This window comes from Achromobacter anxifer (genome assembly GCF_903652925.1).
GTDB classification, from domain to species: domain Bacteria; phylum Pseudomonadota; class Gammaproteobacteria; order Burkholderiales; family Burkholderiaceae_B; genus Achromobacter; species Achromobacter anxifer.
This window is the reverse complement of record NZ_CAHLAR010000005.1, coordinates 377,731-393,198: the sequence shown is the minus strand read 5'-3', so window position 1 is coordinate 393,198 and position 15,468 is coordinate 377,731. Positions and strand designations below refer to the sequence as shown.

Here is a 15,468-nt window from a genome sequence, read left to right as displayed (position 1 = left end):
TTTTTTGTTGGCCGTTTCCTTTCCTCAATCAGCGGGGAAAGGCCTTGGGCACCAAGCGGAAGTCCATCAGGAGACCACCCTCCGCCGGCGTGTTGCTCAATCGCGAGTAATCACTGTCAGAGAGGCGTACCACCTTGTCGGCATCTCGAGTGCGACTGAACACCTTGTTGCGCCACTGGTAGACCTCATTGAGCTTCTGATTGAAGCTGAACGAATGTTCGTGGTCGTTATAGTAATCGGAGAAGCGATCCATGCCGAGATAGAGCGCGTTTGAGCCTTCATACCCGGTCTTCTGGTAGGTCACCGGATCGCTGTTGAGAAAATAGATCCAATCACCGGGTACGATGCTCCCCGCCCCGACCCCGCGACGGATGTCCAGCAGCTTGCCCTGGATGGCATCGTCAGCGCTATCGTGATCCTCCTCAAAGCGCCATGTTTCGCCAGGCTCGACATTGACGAGTGGATCGCCGTCGCGCATGAGCGCCGCTTGCACAAGACTGCCCTTGACGCGGTCTTGTGTGATTCGGGTGTAGTAGTCGAGCGTGGCCGCGGAGATAACCGCCTTGGCCGCTGTGTAGCACCCCACCTCGTAACGCGAGGGCGCAATCAACATGTCCGTCAGCGCGTCGTGCAAATTCACCTCAGTTTTAGGCGTGCCGCGATCCCAGTAGGTTTCGTTCCAGGAGGCAGATGCCCCCTCGGGCCACCCAAACTCGAGGGTCTGGGCCCAGGCGGAGACGGTCTGCCGCACGCCGACCTCATCCTGAAGAGCCTCCAAACCGCAGTCCTTGCCCTCAAAGCCGGTCACCCGGCCCGGATGCAGCAGTGCGAGCAGGATCTCCTTTTGGGAGACCGTCGGCACCTGCTTTACCTGTCGGCGCGGATCAAGCAAATCAACCAGATCCGCAGACACCTCGAATTGCTTGGCACGAGAGATGCCAGTGGTGCTCGGCAGCGCCATGGCAGGCGCCAGGCGTACCGTGGTGCTGTTGCGGTTCAGGTCCGAAACGACCTCGAGCCACTGGGGCTTGATGCCCTTGCCGTTGAAGTAGCGGATCGCCTCGCCCACGATGTCACGATGGGAGACTGCCGGACAGTTGAACTCGATCCCGTAGGGCGCAGTTGATGCCGGGGTAGACGTTGGAGCCGCCTTTGCTGAGAGGACCAACAGGCTCAGCGACGCGACAGCAGCGAGTTTGAACGTGATGCGTGGGGCAGGACGGCTCTTGAACAGCATGGACCTCTTTCGGATGCAGCATTGCAGGAAAAAACGAGTGCAATGTATAGCGTTTCCAACGCTGTTTGCCGACTCATCTATCCATCAAGCCCCAGTCCACCGAAGTCCCTGCTAGTCACGTCCACACAGACCAATCGGCACCGGCCGTGAGAGGCAGGCGATTTTGGCATGTCCATCAGCCTTAGCCCACAAGCGCCCTCACCTCCTGGACGTAGCCGGGCACCGCCTCGATCACGTTGAAGCGCTCCGGGTGAAGCATGGGATACAGGCTGTGCGTGGCCACGATGACCTGCGTCTTGGCCAGATCCGCCTCCAGGATCGTCTTCCACAGCGCCAGCTCGCGCCGCGCGTCCAGGGACTGCTCTGGCTCGTCCATCAGGACCACGGGAATCGCATCGTCCGCGACGGCCGCATACCGGCGAATGAGCGCGTTGGCGCGCAACTCCCATGGACCCACGTACCGCGAATGGTCGATTGCCCGGATATTGAGGTCATCGCCCCAGTTGATTTGCTCGTAGACGGGCCGCACGTCTCCGCGCAGGACGGCTTCTGCCCTGGCAAGCAACGCAGCGCCCGCCTGGCCGGAGGATTTCGCCTTCACGGTTTGGCCATATGCCTTGGCTTCGTCGAAGTAGCCGCACATCATGGCCGCAGTGACCGAATGATCGTTGCCCGGGATGTGCCCGGGCCGAAAGTACACGCTGGGTGCCCAGTCCGTGTCGAACTCCAGCCCAGGCAGGTACGGCGGTTCGTCGCGCCACCTGCCCTCCCCCCAGAAAGCATCCGAGTCGCAGGTGAAGTTGGAGTCGAACGACCCCACCCCGCTGAACCAGGACAGGCTTGCCAGGGAGAGGGCCTGGATCAGCGCTGACTTGCCGGCGCCATTGGGGCCGACGATCACATTGGGCTTGTCGAGGGCGAACTCAACGCGCGCGCCATGGTTTTGCATGAGAACTGAGCCCAGCAGGTGGGGAACGGCGGTGGAGCCGGAGCAGGTGATGGTGCGGAACATGATCGGATGAAACTATTGGATTCGGCCGTAATGCTGCGGGTGGCCGCAGTTTAGGGGCGACGTTGCAAAATCATCGTTAGCCGGGATATCAATTATGCATCTTTCCGGTCTCGGCCCGTCACCTGACGGGCCTTTTCATGGGCGCTGAGCCCAAGCTATGGCTTGGAGATGGTGCGGCCCAGGCCGCGATACTTCAGGCGCTCCAGCGCTTCCTTTCGGGCGCGTTCCTCGTCGGCGATCAGCCGCCGTCGCAGCGGCACCAGCAACGGCGCGGCCCAGAAAAAGAATGGCGCGACCGTACAGGCGGCGATCGCAAGCAGGGATGTCAGCACACGGCTGATGACCGTCAATGCGGCGCGCGTCCGCTTCCCCAGCGTAGAAATGTGCGCGGGCAAAATCAGCCAGGTGCGCAGCATGCTGCCGGCAATGATTTTTGCTTCGATCCAGTAGCTCATGACGTTGCTCCCTCGGACAGGTTTGGGCGCCGCGAAAGGCATACGTGAGGCCCGCGACAGTGATGCCATGTTCCCTGCACGACAGGATACCAAGGCTGCGATATTGATTTAAAATAGGCTTCTAGTATATCTTTTTCGCTGCATTACGGCTATGCAAAACAATAAGAGAGGAACAAACCAGATGACTCACAATGCAGAACAGCTGGCGCAGCAGGAGAGCGTGATAAGACGGTATGGCTGGAGCATGCAGCATGTCATGGCGGACCTAGTCGAGGAACGGCCTTCGTTCTCCTACACCATTGGCTTGCACGACCAGGGCTACCCCGAACTGCTTCTGGTCGGCGTACCTGTGACGTATGCACAGCTGCTGATGAATGACACAGTTGCTGCGATGAAGGCGCAGCCCAGCGCGGATCAATTTCGCGGCAAAATCAGCCTGGATAACTGGGAGCTTCCCTTCTACATCCTCGAGCCCGATATTGAGAAAGTGGCCACCGAGTACGCCACCTTTGCCGCGGAGCGCAGTTCCGGTAAGGCGAAGTACCTGCACATCTGCTTGCCGGATGCGTATGGCATCTTCCCGTGGGAGTCCGGCTTTGACCGGCAACTCGAACATGTGGTTTTCCTGTTAGGCCCGGCGCCGCGGTTGAACTGAGACCTATACGGCTTCAGGACAACTACTGAACTTAGGACATGACCACTCAATCGATCACGTACATCAAGATGCCGGCCCGCTCGGATGGCTGCTGGAAGGTGAAAGGGTCTTCGTGGTCGACCTTGGCTGGGCCATGGTTGATTGCGCACGATCTCTTTCACCATGCGCCTGGCGACACCGGAAGCCTAGCCGAAGAGCTGGCTACGATCGGCGCCGAGATCTACATCTCTCACGAGGTTGACGGTATGGCAGCACTGCCCAGGGAAGCCTGGGTGGAGGGCACAAGCCTCCATCGCGCGCTCATCGCCTTGTCGAGCAGCACGGTAGGTATCGTCGGCATGCCTTTTGACGAAGGTATCGCAGACCCCGCGCTGTACGGCCTGCCGACATGCCAGGAATCGGCAACCTTGTCGCCGGCTCTTGAGCATCTGCTGGATTGCTGTGCGCGCGCCGCGGCTAGCGGTTTGGCCGAGATCGTGGGCCGTGACGAGGACTGGGCAAGCACCCGAGCGGCCTTCACCGTCGATCGAGTGCACGCCCTGATGCGCCTTGGGTACCACCATGCTCAGATGCGCTTCCCGGATCGCGTTGCGGTGCACGATGCCTTTCTCACTGCAAAACAGACGATTGCGGGCTACGGCCGCGCCCCTGAAGGCACAGAAATCACGGTTCATCGTTCTGGCCTGGTGGTCACCATCAACTGACTTCCACCATCACCTCCAGCCCCGCTTGTCGGGGCTTTCTCATGCGCGAACGTTGGCCTCACGGATAGGGACAACGGCCCTATCCGCTGCGATGCGCCGCAGTACCAGGCTATCCCCTGGTCAGTGCACGGTTATTCCCCGTCAGTATCGTCGCCATCTTCACCGAAGTCTTCGCGCCCCCAGAGACCTTGATCCACCTCCAACTCGATTGCGACTTCCTCGATCAAGGCATGCGGAAAGCGATCGCCGAACTCGTCGGACAACTCTTCGACAAGGTTCACTTCCGGCCAGGCGTATCCGGTTTCCGATTCGGAATCGTAGAAGGCGAAGTGCGAGAGAGGGCTGAAGTTCGATTCGACGTAGTCTCGCATTTCATCACGCGCCGCAACCTTGTCGACCGCGTTGTGCATCTTGAAGGCCTGGATTTCAGGCGCCTCGTCAATACGGGCCATCAGCTGCCGTAACCGCGAGGCCGGCATACTGAGCACGTCTTTGTGGAATAGCGACCAGTTCCGGTAGCCGAGGTTGACCGCCAGGCCATTGTGCAGGGTCGAGAGAGCGACATCCTGGCCTTGCTCGCCAAGACGCTTCTTCTCGAGCTTCGAGACGCGTTTCAGGAGTTCGATGAGCGCATCGCGGCCATCGGCCTGGTCTTGCATTTGAACAGGAGTAGACATGTGAATCACCTATGAGATCACGCCAGATTGGTACGACCCGCAGTCCCATTGGCGTCCCAAAGGGGAAAACACACTGTCAAAAGATTTTCGAGACGCATTGCTTCGCGGTGCGGGCCTGCTGGCGCTCTCGAGGGAGCCATGAGAACAATTATCCCAGTGCGCTTGCCAAAAGTAAAGTGGGTATCCGGAAAATCATGTGGAGAAGCTGACGTATTTTGGTATACTATGCGTCAACCATTCAATCATCTTGAACCCTGATCCCCGCGGCCTGCCGCGTTCCTTTCTGTCGAAGCTTGCGCCTGAGTTGAACTCCGGCAAGTTGGCGCTGCTCGAGGCATTGCATTCCGAGTGGGTGCGCACCTTGCCGCAGGCGTTCAACTGGTACTGGCAGCTGTTCCTGCGCGGCGGCCTGCTGCCCAAGCGCCCCCCGCGCTCCGGGCCAAAGAGCACGTTCCCGGCCACGCGGCTGGTCACCTCGCAGAAGGACTTGATGGCGATCGCCATCGAAGGGCAGGCACAGTCCTGGGCCTCCAACCTCAAGAACCGCATCGCCCGCGCACTCATGCGCGACGCCGTGCTGGCCGGCGACCCGGCGCTGCGGCGCGAGCTGCTATGGATCAACAGCATGCGGGCCTGGTTGCTGCCTTTCCGCCAGCAGACGGCACTGCTGGCCGCCCTGCCCGCGAAGAAGGATGCCCTGACCATGCTGAGTCCACAGGCATCGAGGCTGATGCGCAAGCTGGCTCGGGCCTACATCGCTCAGCATCGGCTGCCCGACCCGATGCAGCTGCCGCTCCAGGTCAACCAGCTCAGCGCCGTGCTGGCGCCGGCGATCAAGACCGCGGCGCCCTGGGCGGGCTCCTGGCTGCGCATCTCGACGCTCGAGCGCGGCCGCAAGATTGAGCTGCCCCTCATGGCCAATGTGCACGCCCAGCGCCGAGGGGGCGAGCGCGCCACCACCTTCAGCCTGGTTAAGCGGCCCGTCGCCAAAGGCCACGGCTGGTACCTGCGCAGCACGCAGTATGTCGCGCCGGCGCCCTGGGAGGCGTGCACCGAGGTGCTGGGCATTGACCTGGGTCTTCGCAACTTGCTCAGCACCAGCGAGGGAGACGTCTTCGGTGACGGATTCCTGAACACCCTGCGCCGGTACGACGACCAGCTGCTGCGGCTCCAGCGCGGCTTGCAGGGCGCCGGCCAAGTGCGCCTGGCGCAGTGCCGCCGCTATCGCCAATTCGTGGCCCGCCTGCGCGGCTGGCTGAAAACCACCATCCAGACGCATCTGAACCGCCTGCTCCAGATGCGCCGCCCGAAGAAGGTGGTGGTCGAGGATCTGTGGTTCGTCGGGCCCGACAGCGGACTGTCGCGCCGCATGAACCGGCTGCTGCGCCGCTTCGGCCAGCGCTACTTCCTCCAAACCCTGGAGGAGAAATCGCAGGAATGGGGCTTCGCGCTCGAGCACGTCGAGCCAGCCTACACTTCCCAGACGTGTCACCGCTGCGGCTTCGTGCACCGAAGTAACCGCCGTGGTGATGCATTTCACTGTACCGCGTGTGGCCACCGGGCCCATGCCGACGTCAATGCCGCCAAGAATATCGTCCGACGTTCGGGCGAGAAGGCATCGTCGGCGCCGGGTGGCCTCCGCACGCGATGGGCGCAGAGCCTGCTGGAATGGATGGCGCGGCAACGCGCCGCCCTCGAAGCCGATACCTCTGCCCTGTCGCGCCGACTGCGCGCCGCTGCTTGCGCGCGAGCGGGCCTGCGAACGCTCTTGCACCACAAAGACTCCGCCAACCGGCTGAGTCGTGTCGCCCGGGAGCGGCTCTGCGCCGCCCTGGCCCGCAAGACGATCGACGGTCTTCTCAACGGACTATGTATGGACCGTGCAATTCTCTTGAATGCACATTCCACACGTTATTCCGAATAGCCAGTAAAGTCGTGCCCGCCTTCGCCGCCCGGCTGTGCAGCCAATTGCAAAGGGCCCAGCTCTACCAGAGAACCGGGCCCTTCGACGGAGCAACGATACAACCGACAACCGACGATCCACAACCATGATTTCGTCCGCCAGCTGATCGAGCCAGGGTGACAACCGACAGGAGATATGCCCTGGTCCCGCAGCGGAATGCGGACTTGCCATAATGCTCTTTCGAGCGACTGTGTTGCCCCGTCAGACGCCTGCCGAACGCTAGCGCGCCGGTGAAAGGCCCTACTGCGGCGTCCAGACAGTAGGCGGATTGTGTGTGCTATTTCGCCTTGATGCCCGTTCTGATCGCCTCATACAGATCCGCGGCGGCGATATAGGATCCGGGCGTCGGCCGGTCGCAGCGATAGGTTTTCACTGACCGCCCTTCCATCTGCGCGACAACGCACTGGTAGTCGACGACGTACGCGTCGAGTACACGGTCAAAAATCTCTTGTTGCTGACCTTCTTTGGCGATCAAGTAATAGATCCCAAATGCGAGGGCCACCAGAATGATGGCCGCATATGCGCCGGTAAGGTCTTTGCCCTCACCCGATGCATGCTTTTTGGCGTTATCGCCATTACCCATGGCTCGCCCCCGGCAGGAACTTAGCAAACATCGGGCTGAGCTCCACCGTGATGCGCGTTGCGTTGGCTTCGGCAACCTGGTCCGAGAGGGCATAGATCTCGGCCTGGAGAGCTTCCGCTTGCTCACGTAGGCCTTCGATCTCCTGCCAGTCGAGAGGGCTCACAGCGCGACCAGCTTCGCCCAGGTCGGCGCCAGGCAGAACCGAGCTGATCGGCAAACGAACCAACTCCGCATTCTGGAGGACGTTGCGGATCGAGCCCAGCTGCCTGGTCAGCAGGTCTTGTCGCGCCAGAAGCTCATGCAGGCCCAGGCGAGCGTTCTCCCGGGCGATGACGCCACGCACGGTCGCAAGCTCACGGCACAGGGTGTCAGCTTGATAAAGGTATTGGTCACCCAGGCGAACATCGCTCTTCAGGTTATCCAGCTCCTTGTTGAGAGGCGCACGCAGGACAGTCGACGAGGACTTGCGCTCGAAACCGCTTTGCAGTTCACCGATGCGCGTGCGTGCACGCTCGGCGACCTTGTGCAGGCGCGCCAGCGTGATGGTGTGTTCTGTGGTCATGCAGTCTTACAGATGGAAGTTCAAAAGCGAGTATATCGGCAATTGGTCTTATGCCAACTTTCATCGAATTACCATATGACGCTCATGGTTAACGAAGGCCCAGGACAAAGAAGAAAACCCGCAAGAACCAAAGGTTCGAGCGGGCTGGAGAGGGCGAAGCTGTGGCCTAGCCGTTGAAGGATATGACGCCGTCGTGATAATGGCTCATGGCCATGCCCATGAACGACTCACCGAGGTAGCACAGCGTGACGCTGACACCAGGGTATTCCTTGTTCACCTGTACCTGGACATCAGCACCCGTGCGGCAGGTGCCGGCGATGCGCGTCAATCCCGCAACCAGTGCTTCCCGTGTGGGTATGGCCAGCATCATGATCTCCTTAGGCGATTTCGAGTTCCGGATGCACAGCGCGCGAGGCGCTGCAAACCAGGCCCCAGGCATCCATCAGATCGAGCTTCAGGCCACCCTCGGGCTGCGAGAAGTCGACGATCTTCACTGCGCCGGCCGAATCCTCGACCAACACGTTGAAGCCGTGCTTGCTGATGACCGTGTACACCTTGCCAGAAGCATGATGGATCACGGCGCTGTCGGTCTTGAATATCTGGTGGAATTTCACTTCACGATCCTGGCGCAGCTGGTGTGTATGCACGAGTTGCGAAGTGGTGGAAATGATGCGCTGAGCAATGAGGTTCATGTTCATGTTTGGTCCTTGAATGAATGGTTTTCCTACCTCCGTATAGGCGAGAAGCGCCGCTAGAGGTCGGATGTGTGCTTGCCACGGCAACAGTGGCGTAGGGTGGAGCTATCCCAGGAGGAAGCTGAAGATGCCTCGACGCATGTCGGGCGGTTGTGCGGCTGTCACCGCGGCGTGGGTCGCTGCGTTGGCAGCGGCGAGGGCCTGGCAGGCGGCCAGGTTCGCCTTGTAGCGGAGGCGTTGGCGGCGTTCAGTGCGTCGCGTGCCAGGCCCATCCGAGGTGATGTGGTAGCTCTCGTGGTAGGCGGCCCGCGCGGCAGCGTACACCGCCGGCGTGCGTGGTGACGCGGCAGTCGCAAAAGACAATTGTCATCTCGAGATCTTTCTTTATGTCCTATGTGGCCCCAGGCCACGTTGCGCATCGTGTGCGCGCAAATAAGCGCTGTCGAAACTCGACAGCGCCGAGAGGTATACGGTGCTCGCTTCAGTGGAAGCGATTACCGCGCCGTTCCTGGGCTTCGATGAAGTCGCCCAAGGTCTGCACACGGTAGTTGCCCTGCCAGAAGATCACGGTCGGAGCGTAGGTGTCCCCCGCGTTCAGGTAGTGGCAGGTGCCCTGGTTGCCTTGCAACGTTTCATAGCCGTGGAGGCCAGAATAGTCGAGGGCGTTTAGCACGGTCATCCGGAGATGCAAAGTGCCGGGGTGATTATGGCAGTCGCGCACCAGCTGCTTACCGGCAGGCGTGTCTTCGAGTTGAATTCTCGTCATCTCGAATATTTTGCGGGCCTCCTCGGGGTTCGAGAAGACTTCCGACAGTTTGGCGATGCTGGGCTTACGCATAGGGGGCCTTTCAATGTTGTTTCCTATGCCCCGTATAGCGCGGGAGCCCGCCCGCAGTTACTGTCCTCAGCCGGCTGTACGCATCATAGAGATCAGCAGGCCGAGGCTCGCGAACAGCGCAGTTCCCAGCCCTACCGCGACCATCGCTACACCGACCCACAGAAAGGCCTTCTCCGGGCCGAGCCGTGACGCCGCGAAGACGACTTGGAAGGTAGCCGAAGTGGAACCGCTATTGGACCGGTAACGCTCCAGGATAAAGATGAGCATGATTATGCCGTAAAGGGCCATTCCGATAGCGGCGCAGGCAAGGTAGCTAAGGTACATGATGATCGAGCAAAGGAAGCCGCGATGCGGCGGAACACACAAGAGCGAGCGCTCTTGGCCCGTCTCTTGTATAGCGGCTTTTTTGCCGTGCCGTACTATGGTATTTTCTTACCCGCCAGCTTTTCGTGCTCACGAGTCGCCCAGGCGGTCTTTGCCGCGCTACGCAGCTCGGAGGCCGTCAGGTAGGTGCCGGAGTTTGGCACGTTGCAGCGGTAGACTTCCACGCGGTCACGCGAGACATCCGCCGGGATGCAATCATGATCTTGCAGATACTGCTTCAATCCCTCCTGCGGCAGGTTGCGGCTTATGCCGGCCACAAGAATGCAGGCTACCGCCAACAGCACCGACAGTATCACCGGCGAGATAGCGCCGCGCTGAGCCACAGGCGAGGCGATAGGTTTGCAAAATATCATCAGCGAAGTGTATGTGTTTTTTATAATCGCCAACATTTAAGGGCGCAATCCCCCCGTGCTTCACTCAACCTTTGGAGCGTCCTGCCAAGCTCCACAGTTAGGACGCACGCGGCACCGTCAACCTGCCATACAGGTCATGCTCTGGCGGAAGATCCCGGCTCGCCGCAGTGATACACCGAGTAATAGGTGCATTACAGCTGGCGCCCCGCCAGGGAATCAAGAAGGGGCACCAGGCCCCTTCTATACGATCGCTTAGCTGGCCAACATGGGCCTCTGACTGGAGAATGCCTCTCCTGCCCCGGACAGTGACGCCAGCCATACGGACGCCAGCAGGCCACTGTCTTGGGTGGCATCGGCTACGTTTTGCAAGACACTAACTAGATCCGCTCCCTGGCCCGCCGGTTCCTGCCCCTGATTCGCGAGCTCGACCGCATCGCCATAGAGGAAATCTTGCACCCCTCCGAGATCAATAAGCGTTTCGTAGATAGCCTCTAGCTGCTCAGCCAAACTAGGCGCCACAGACTCTCCCTGGGCCAGCACTTCGGAAACCGTCACGCCCGCACTGGTCAATGGCATGAGCTTCACGAGATTGCCCACCACGGTCGCATACGCTGCGCCCGCCCCGCTGCCATTAGCCACGTGGTCGAGCGTCCCCATTGTTGCGTAGTCCATTGCCAAGTTCCCGCCATACGCCTTGTCTCCATGGCTGGCCAGGTGGTAGGCTGCGAGCCCGACACTGGTGATCTCGCCGGTGCCCTGGGCGTACAGGGCCGCCATCATCGCCTTCAGGTCGTACAGTTGAACCAAGGGCTGACCGGCGTCGTCGATGGTAATCACCTGGAGCGTTGTAACCAGGCTCGTCTGGTTCAAGAGAGCCAGGCTGTCACTGGCTCCGACCTTGAGGCGCGTCACGCCGCCAGCGCGTACGATGGAGACCTCGGCCAGCTGCGCCTGGCCGATGGAGATGACGCTCTCGCCGGAGCCGGCACCCGTGATACGGTCTGCGCCGTCACCCTTGTTGAAGAGAATCAGCTCGACATCAGCATAGGTATCATCTCCACGGCCGCCTGCGGCAAGGTCCACCCAAGCGCCCCCGGCGATCGTGTCGTTTCCGTCGCCGCCATAGAGCAGATCATTGCCCGAATCGCCCTTGAGCGTGTCATTGCCTCCGCGACCGAACAGCAGCTCCGTGGTGAAGGGAAGGCCCAAGATGGTCTCGCCGGCGTCGGTGCCTAACTTCGTGACCCCCCACGCAGTCAGGTCGTTGCCTGTCCAGACAGTGCCATCGGCGAATTCGAACCGCTCCACCTGGTACTTGTCCATGCTGTACCAGCTCTTAAAGGTCAACTTGTCCGTGCCATTGGCGTGAGTCAGCACAAGGTCGCTGCCCACCTTGGAGATGGCCCAGTCCTGGGGCGGAATGCCCTCCCCGAAGCGCACGATGTCATTCGCGCCATCGCCCTCCGTGATGGTGTCTTGGCCATCACCCAGGGCAAAGAGATAGACGTCGTTGCCACTACTGCCGCTGATCGTGTCGTTGCCCTTCCCGCCCACCAGCGTGCTGCCAGACTGCGCCACGAGGGTATCGTTCCCCTCCCCGCCGTCGAGATAGTTCGTGCCGCCGTAGTAGCCGCCATAGAGGGTGTCATTCCCCTTGCCACCGTAGAGTCGGTCATGCCCGGCCTGCGAGCCCCCGTAGAGCACATCGTTGGCATCACTACCGTAGAGGGTGTTGTCGAAGAAGTCGAGGCCCTGGATGGTACCGCCGGCTGCCGGTGCGTGCACCGTCAGCCCCTGAGCAGTCAGCTCAGCCTCGGTCCAGACCGTGCCGTCCGCGAATTCAACGCGCTCAATGCGCTGGGCCGTGTTCATGTGCGAGTAATACCAGCCCTCGATGGTGATCTTGTCGATCCCGTTAGAGTGGGTCAACACCAGGTGCTTGCCGTTGCGGGTGATCGTGAAATCGGCGGGTGAGACTCCTTCGCCAAAGCGCAGGATGTCAATATTCGTTGTATCACTGTATTCCCGGATGATGTCTTGACCGTCTCCGAGGTTGAACAAGTAGAGGTCTCCGCGGGCATTACCTGTCATGATGTCGTTTCCCGTTCCCCCTACGTAGGTGTTTTGCGCCGTGGTGATACTCGAGGGAGATCCCAGAATGTCGTCGCCAGCGCCACCACGAAGCACGTTGACATTGCTGCCTCCATCCAGATAGTCGTTACCATCACCTCCTTCGAGAACATCGTCACCTGAACCGCCGATCAACGTGTCATTGCCCGCACCGCCACTGAGGTAGTCATCGCCATCGTGGCCTTCAAGGCGGTCATCGCCGTCTTCCCCGAAGAGCCGATCATTGCCGGAACCGCCGTAGAGCCTGTCGTTTCCGCCTCGCCCGTAAATCACATCGTCGAGACTATCCAGCCCTCGGATCTCGTCGGGGCCGTCCGTACTGATCACCTCCAGGCCCATGGCAGTGACCTGCTGCTCGGTCCATACCGTGCCGTCAGCAAACTCTAAGCGCTCCATACGGAAGGCGGGCTTCTCCTTCCAGGCGAACCAGCTCTTGAAGGTGATCTTGTCGCCGGTGTTCCCAAAAGTCATGATCAGGTCGTTACCGACACGGACCACCGTGGTGGTAGCCGGATCAAGCCCGGCCCCCAGCTTCAGCCGATCAATGGACACAGAATCATCGGTTTCGTTGATCTCGTCCTGGCCATCGCCCAGGTTGAAGATGTAGAGGTCGCCGCTGCGCGTGCCGAAAATCCTGTCGTTGCCGGTACCGCCTTCGAAGTATTTCGCTTCTGAATAGTCATCGAGCGTAGAACCAAGGGTATCTTTGCCGGCACCACCTCGAAGGATGTCCTGGCCACGGCCGCCGCGCAGAGTATCGTCGCCGTCTCCACCGTCGAGCACGTCATTCCCGAATCCGCCGTTGAGCGTGTCATTACCCGCCCCACCGCTCATGTAGTCGGCGCCGCTGCCACCCTTGATGGTGTCGTTACCGGCGCCGCCGAAGGCAATGTCGCCTTCATTGGTCATCTGGATCGTGTTGTCCTGGAAATTACCCATCAGAGGCAGCCGGCCCTGCCCGTAGAACGCCACACTTCCGAAGCCACCGTCCTCAGCCGAGATACCGCCCATGGCGTCGACGAAGGAGGCGTAGACAGAAGTTGCGCCTTGGCCGAGGCCATGCAGAGCTCGAGCCATCTGCATCACGAGCCAGGTGCCCTTTTCAGCGTCCAGCGCCAGCTCGGCCTTCAGCGCGGTGGCCACAGCAGTCAGATCGAAGCCGAGTTCGCCGCCAGCGGTCAGGGTCAGCTGTGCCTTGCCAAAGTGCGGTGCCAGGTGGGACTGGAGCAGCGCCTCGGACACCATGCGCTCGCGCACGGCGTCGAAAGCAAAGCGCACCGCAGGCCCGGTGAAGTAGTTCGGATTGCCAGGCGTATCGGAACCGACAAACTTCTGCCCATAGAACGATTCCAGCACCGCGAGCTGCTGACCGTCAATGTACTGGCCGCGCGAGTTGGGCGCCACGGTGTCCGCCCCTGTCCATCGGTACAACAAAGCGGTGAAGGCAGCATCGGCGGTGTCCCAGGAGGCGTTGGTGAAGGCCTCGACCAGGCTCTGAAGCTGCGGGTCGCGCGCCATGGCCTGGTGCAGGCTGCGCGAGGTCCCCATGCCGGCGAGGTTGGGCAGCGCCTCGATGGCGGCACTCACTGGCATGATCTCAGTCTCGACAGAGGCGGCTGTGTTCCGGGTGAACAGCAGTGACGCCGCAGCGCCCGTGGAGCCATCTGCCCGCGTGAACGTGCCGCTTTGCAGGATCGCATTCTGGTTGCCAAGGGCTACCGGAGGAGTGTGCTGAGTGTGGACCGTCGAGATCGAACTGACGCCGGCCTGCTCCATGGTCAGCAATTCGTCAGCCGCAGAGACGCCATCCCCATTGCGGTCCTGCCAGACACGCAGATCACTCCAGGAGGCGTCTTGGCTGTCCACCTTGCCATCCATGTTGCTGTCCAGGGCTGCGAGTGCTTGGAAGCCGTTTGCGGCGGTGCTGCCGTCGGGCAGTTGCGTGCGATCGCCGAAGAGCTCTCGCCCGTCATCGATGATGCCGTTGCCGTTCAGGTCGCGCACCAGCAGGCCGTCCGAGGGCGCTACCCAGCCAGTGGCCTCTCGGAAGCCGTTGGCATCAAGGTCGAACTGGGTACCGCCGGACAGGCCCGTCGTGACGACACCGTCGCCGTTGAGGTCCAGAGCCAGCGGGTCGTTTTGCACGCTGCCGCCCAGACGGAACACGTCATGCAGCAGCTGCTGGATGTTGTTGGCGTCAAGCAGCGGCGCCTGCTCGGATGGCGTCAGCCCGAGCCGGCGGAAGTAGTCCATGGCAAACAGCTTGCCATTGCTGAAGAGCGTGTCCACGATGTCGCGGTCACTTAAGCCGCCAGCAGTGGCGGAAGCCGTTGCAATGAAGACATCCCAATCCGAAGGAAGAATGATACCGACATCGTCCTCGCTTATTTTGAGTTGCTCAGCCTTCTTGTCAAAGAGAGGCAGCAGTTGCTCATTCTCGGAGAGGAATAAGTCCATGACTTCGCGAGAAATGACCTCATTCAGGATCCGCCCAGAATCAAAGAGCTTCTTAGCGAAATCTTTGAGTAGGGTATCGCCGTACCGCATGAAGAGCGAACCGTACTTGATGATGTGCTCCATTCCGAGCGGATCCAAGTACAGTGGGTAGTCCCCGCCATCAGGCATGAGCGGGATCTTCGGAGCATGTTGCAGCCACTGGGCGGCACGTGCCCTCTGAGGTGGGTTTGAAGTGTCTGCGGCGATCGCATGCATCATCAACTGGATGTTGATGTTGGCGGGAGTGGCTGCTATATCCTCTCCCTTGGTAACTCGGAGCTTTTCCCACTCTTCGTTCAGCCGGTCGATCCCATATCGCTCTTGTATCAGTTCAAATGGAATTGTCAGCGTCCAGTTTTCTAAATCAAGACCATTCAGTTGAAATGCTATCCGATGGAAGTTCCTAAGCTCTCTAGCATCTACGTCCCGCACCACGATTCCGCCATTGGTGGCTGCAATCTCCTCCAATGAATCAAGGTAGCCACTTGCCATGGATTTCTTGATACTGGAAACCAGGGCCGCCGACAACTTGGCGCCGGCAGTCGACTCCATGAACGCTAGCGCGGCCTGACCTGCCAGAGTATTCTCAGAAAAAACACCTATCGCCCACCCAGCATAGTCATAGCCCCTAGAGAGCAGGCTCTCATAAAAACCAAGAACATCCCCACTATCAAGCTTCAACCGCAGGAAGTTGATATCATTTGAATTTACATGTTGCACGGTC

At 60.4% G+C, this 15,468-nt stretch carries 15 protein-coding genes; 3 read left to right on the top strand and 12 right to left on the bottom strand.

Features of this window, described 5'->3' with window-relative positions; translation table 11 throughout:
• Positions 1–28: 28 nt before the first annotated feature.
• From HWY37_RS18770 to HWY37_RS18760, 3 genes are all read right to left on the bottom strand, one after another.
• Positions 29–1,237 (bottom strand): hypothetical protein, encoded by a 1,209-nt coding sequence (locus HWY37_RS18770; RefSeq protein WP_176089552.1) that lies wholly within the window; start codon positions 1,235–1,237, stop codon positions 29–31.
• A gap of 181 nt (positions 1,238–1,418) precedes the next feature.
• The gene (locus HWY37_RS18765; RefSeq protein WP_176089551.1) at positions 1,419–2,249 is read right to left on the bottom strand and encodes an AAA family ATPase; all 831 of its coding nucleotides are present in this window, start codon (positions 2,247–2,249) and stop codon (positions 1,419–1,421) included.
• 155 nt (positions 2,250–2,404) lie between these two features.
• Complete coding sequence (locus tag HWY37_RS18760) at positions 2,405–2,704, bottom strand: hypothetical protein (RefSeq protein ID WP_176089550.1); 300 nt, start codon at positions 2,702–2,704, stop codon at positions 2,405–2,407.
• Between the two features lie 181 nt (positions 2,705–2,885).
• Here HWY37_RS18760 and HWY37_RS18755 point away from each other — a divergent pair, with 181 nt between their 5' ends.
• Positions 2,886–3,359: a DUF4262 domain-containing protein gene (locus HWY37_RS18755; protein ID WP_176089549.1), complete on the top strand. Its 474-nt coding sequence runs from the start codon at positions 2,886–2,888 to the stop codon at positions 3,357–3,359.
• Between the two features lie 38 nt (positions 3,360–3,397).
• Positions 3,398–4,063 carry a hypothetical protein gene (locus HWY37_RS18750; protein ID WP_176089548.1) on the top strand — a complete coding sequence of 222 codons (666 nt, stop codon included), beginning with the start codon at positions 3,398–3,400 and terminating at the stop codon, positions 4,061–4,063.
• A 131-nt stretch (positions 4,064–4,194) separates the two neighbouring features.
• Here HWY37_RS18750 and HWY37_RS18745 read toward each other — a convergent pair whose 3' ends face one another.
• Positions 4,195–4,740, bottom strand: coding sequence for a hypothetical protein (locus HWY37_RS18745; RefSeq protein WP_176089547.1), 546 nt, complete (start codon positions 4,738–4,740; stop codon positions 4,195–4,197).
• A 196-nt stretch (positions 4,741–4,936) separates the two neighbouring features.
• Here HWY37_RS18745 and HWY37_RS18740 point away from each other — a divergent pair, with 196 nt between their 5' ends.
• Entirely contained in the window at positions 4,937–6,664 is a 1,728-nt protein-coding gene (locus HWY37_RS18740; RefSeq protein ID WP_176089546.1) for an RNA-guided endonuclease InsQ/TnpB family protein, read from the top strand.
• Between the two features lie 316 nt (positions 6,665–6,980).
• Here the strand turns inward: HWY37_RS18740 and HWY37_RS18735 are convergent, their stop codons facing one another.
• From HWY37_RS18735 to HWY37_RS34785, 8 genes are all read right to left on the bottom strand, one after another.
• On the bottom strand, positions 6,981–7,286 hold the full coding sequence (locus HWY37_RS18735; protein WP_176089545.1) for a hypothetical protein: 306 nt from the start codon (positions 7,284–7,286) through the stop codon (positions 6,981–6,983).
• Positions 7,279–7,848 (bottom strand): hypothetical protein, encoded by a 570-nt coding sequence (locus HWY37_RS18730; protein ID WP_176089544.1) that lies wholly within the window; start codon positions 7,846–7,848, stop codon positions 7,279–7,281. The genes HWY37_RS18735 and HWY37_RS18730 overlap by 8 nt, the downstream gene beginning before the upstream one ends.
• A gap of 166 nt (positions 7,849–8,014) precedes the next feature.
• On the bottom strand, positions 8,015–8,218 hold the full coding sequence (locus HWY37_RS18725; protein WP_176089543.1) for a hypothetical protein: 204 nt from the start codon (positions 8,216–8,218) through the stop codon (positions 8,015–8,017).
• Positions 8,219–8,225: 7 nt separating this feature from the next.
• Entirely contained in the window at positions 8,226–8,546 is a 321-nt protein-coding gene (locus HWY37_RS18720) for a hypothetical protein (RefSeq protein ID WP_176089542.1), read from the bottom strand.
• A gap of 478 nt (positions 8,547–9,024) precedes the next feature.
• Positions 9,025–9,381 (bottom strand): hypothetical protein, encoded by a 357-nt coding sequence (locus tag HWY37_RS18715; RefSeq protein ID WP_176089541.1) that lies wholly within the window; start codon positions 9,379–9,381, stop codon positions 9,025–9,027.
• A gap of 66 nt (positions 9,382–9,447) precedes the next feature.
• Complete coding sequence (locus HWY37_RS18710) at positions 9,448–9,648, bottom strand: hypothetical protein (RefSeq protein WP_176089540.1); 201 nt, start codon at positions 9,646–9,648, stop codon at positions 9,448–9,450.
• A 152-nt stretch (positions 9,649–9,800) separates the two neighbouring features.
• Positions 9,801–10,154, bottom strand: a complete 354-nt coding sequence (locus HWY37_RS18705; RefSeq protein WP_176089539.1) for a hypothetical protein — start codon at positions 10,152–10,154, stop codon at positions 9,801–9,803.
• A gap of 216 nt (positions 10,155–10,370) precedes the next feature.
• Positions 10,371–15,464: a calcium-binding protein gene (locus HWY37_RS34785; RefSeq protein WP_281372239.1), complete on the bottom strand. Its 5,094-nt coding sequence runs from the start codon at positions 15,462–15,464 to the stop codon at positions 10,371–10,373.
• Between the last annotated feature and the right edge of the window lie 4 nt (positions 15,465–15,468).

What these genes read in the sequence shown, in the direction of transcription:
- HWY37_RS18770 (WP_176089552.1), bottom strand. Translation starts at nt 1,237, where the DNA reads ATGCTGTTCAAGAGCCGTCCTGCCCCACGCATCACGTTCAAACTCGCT.
- HWY37_RS18765 (WP_176089551.1), bottom strand. Translation starts at nt 2,249, where the DNA reads ATGTTCCGCACCATCACCTGCTCCGGCTCCACCGCCGTTCCCCACCTG.
- HWY37_RS18760 (WP_176089550.1), bottom strand. Translation starts at nt 2,704, where the DNA reads ATGAGCTACTGGATCGAAGCAAAAATCATTGCCGGCAGCATGCTGCGC.
- HWY37_RS18755 (WP_176089549.1), top strand. Translation starts at nt 2,886, where the DNA reads ATGACTCACAATGCAGAACAGCTGGCGCAGCAGGAGAGCGTGATAAGA.
- HWY37_RS18750 (WP_176089548.1), top strand. Translation starts at nt 3,398, where the DNA reads ATGACCACTCAATCGATCACGTACATCAAGATGCCGGCCCGCTCGGAT.
- HWY37_RS18745 (WP_176089547.1), bottom strand. Translation starts at nt 4,740, where the DNA reads ATGTCTACTCCTGTTCAAATGCAAGACCAGGCCGATGGCCGCGATGCG.
- HWY37_RS18735 (WP_176089545.1), bottom strand. Translation starts at nt 7,286, where the DNA reads ATGGGTAATGGCGATAACGCCAAAAAGCATGCATCGGGTGAGGGCAAA.
- HWY37_RS18730 (WP_176089544.1), bottom strand. Translation starts at nt 7,848, where the DNA reads ATGACCACAGAACACACCATCACGCTGGCGCGCCTGCACAAGGTCGCC.
- HWY37_RS18725 (WP_176089543.1), bottom strand. Translation starts at nt 8,218, where the DNA reads ATGATGCTGGCCATACCCACACGGGAAGCACTGGTTGCGGGATTGACG.
- HWY37_RS18720 (WP_176089542.1), bottom strand. Translation starts at nt 8,546, where the DNA reads ATGAACATGAACCTCATTGCTCAGCGCATCATTTCCACCACTTCGCAA.
- HWY37_RS18715 (WP_176089541.1), bottom strand. Translation starts at nt 9,381, where the DNA reads ATGCGTAAGCCCAGCATCGCCAAACTGTCGGAAGTCTTCTCGAACCCC.
- HWY37_RS18710 (WP_176089540.1), bottom strand. Translation starts at nt 9,648, where the DNA reads ATGCTCATCTTTATCCTGGAGCGTTACCGGTCCAATAGCGGTTCCACT.
- HWY37_RS18705 (WP_176089539.1), bottom strand. Translation starts at nt 10,154, where the DNA reads ATGTTGGCGATTATAAAAAACACATACACTTCGCTGATGATATTTTGC.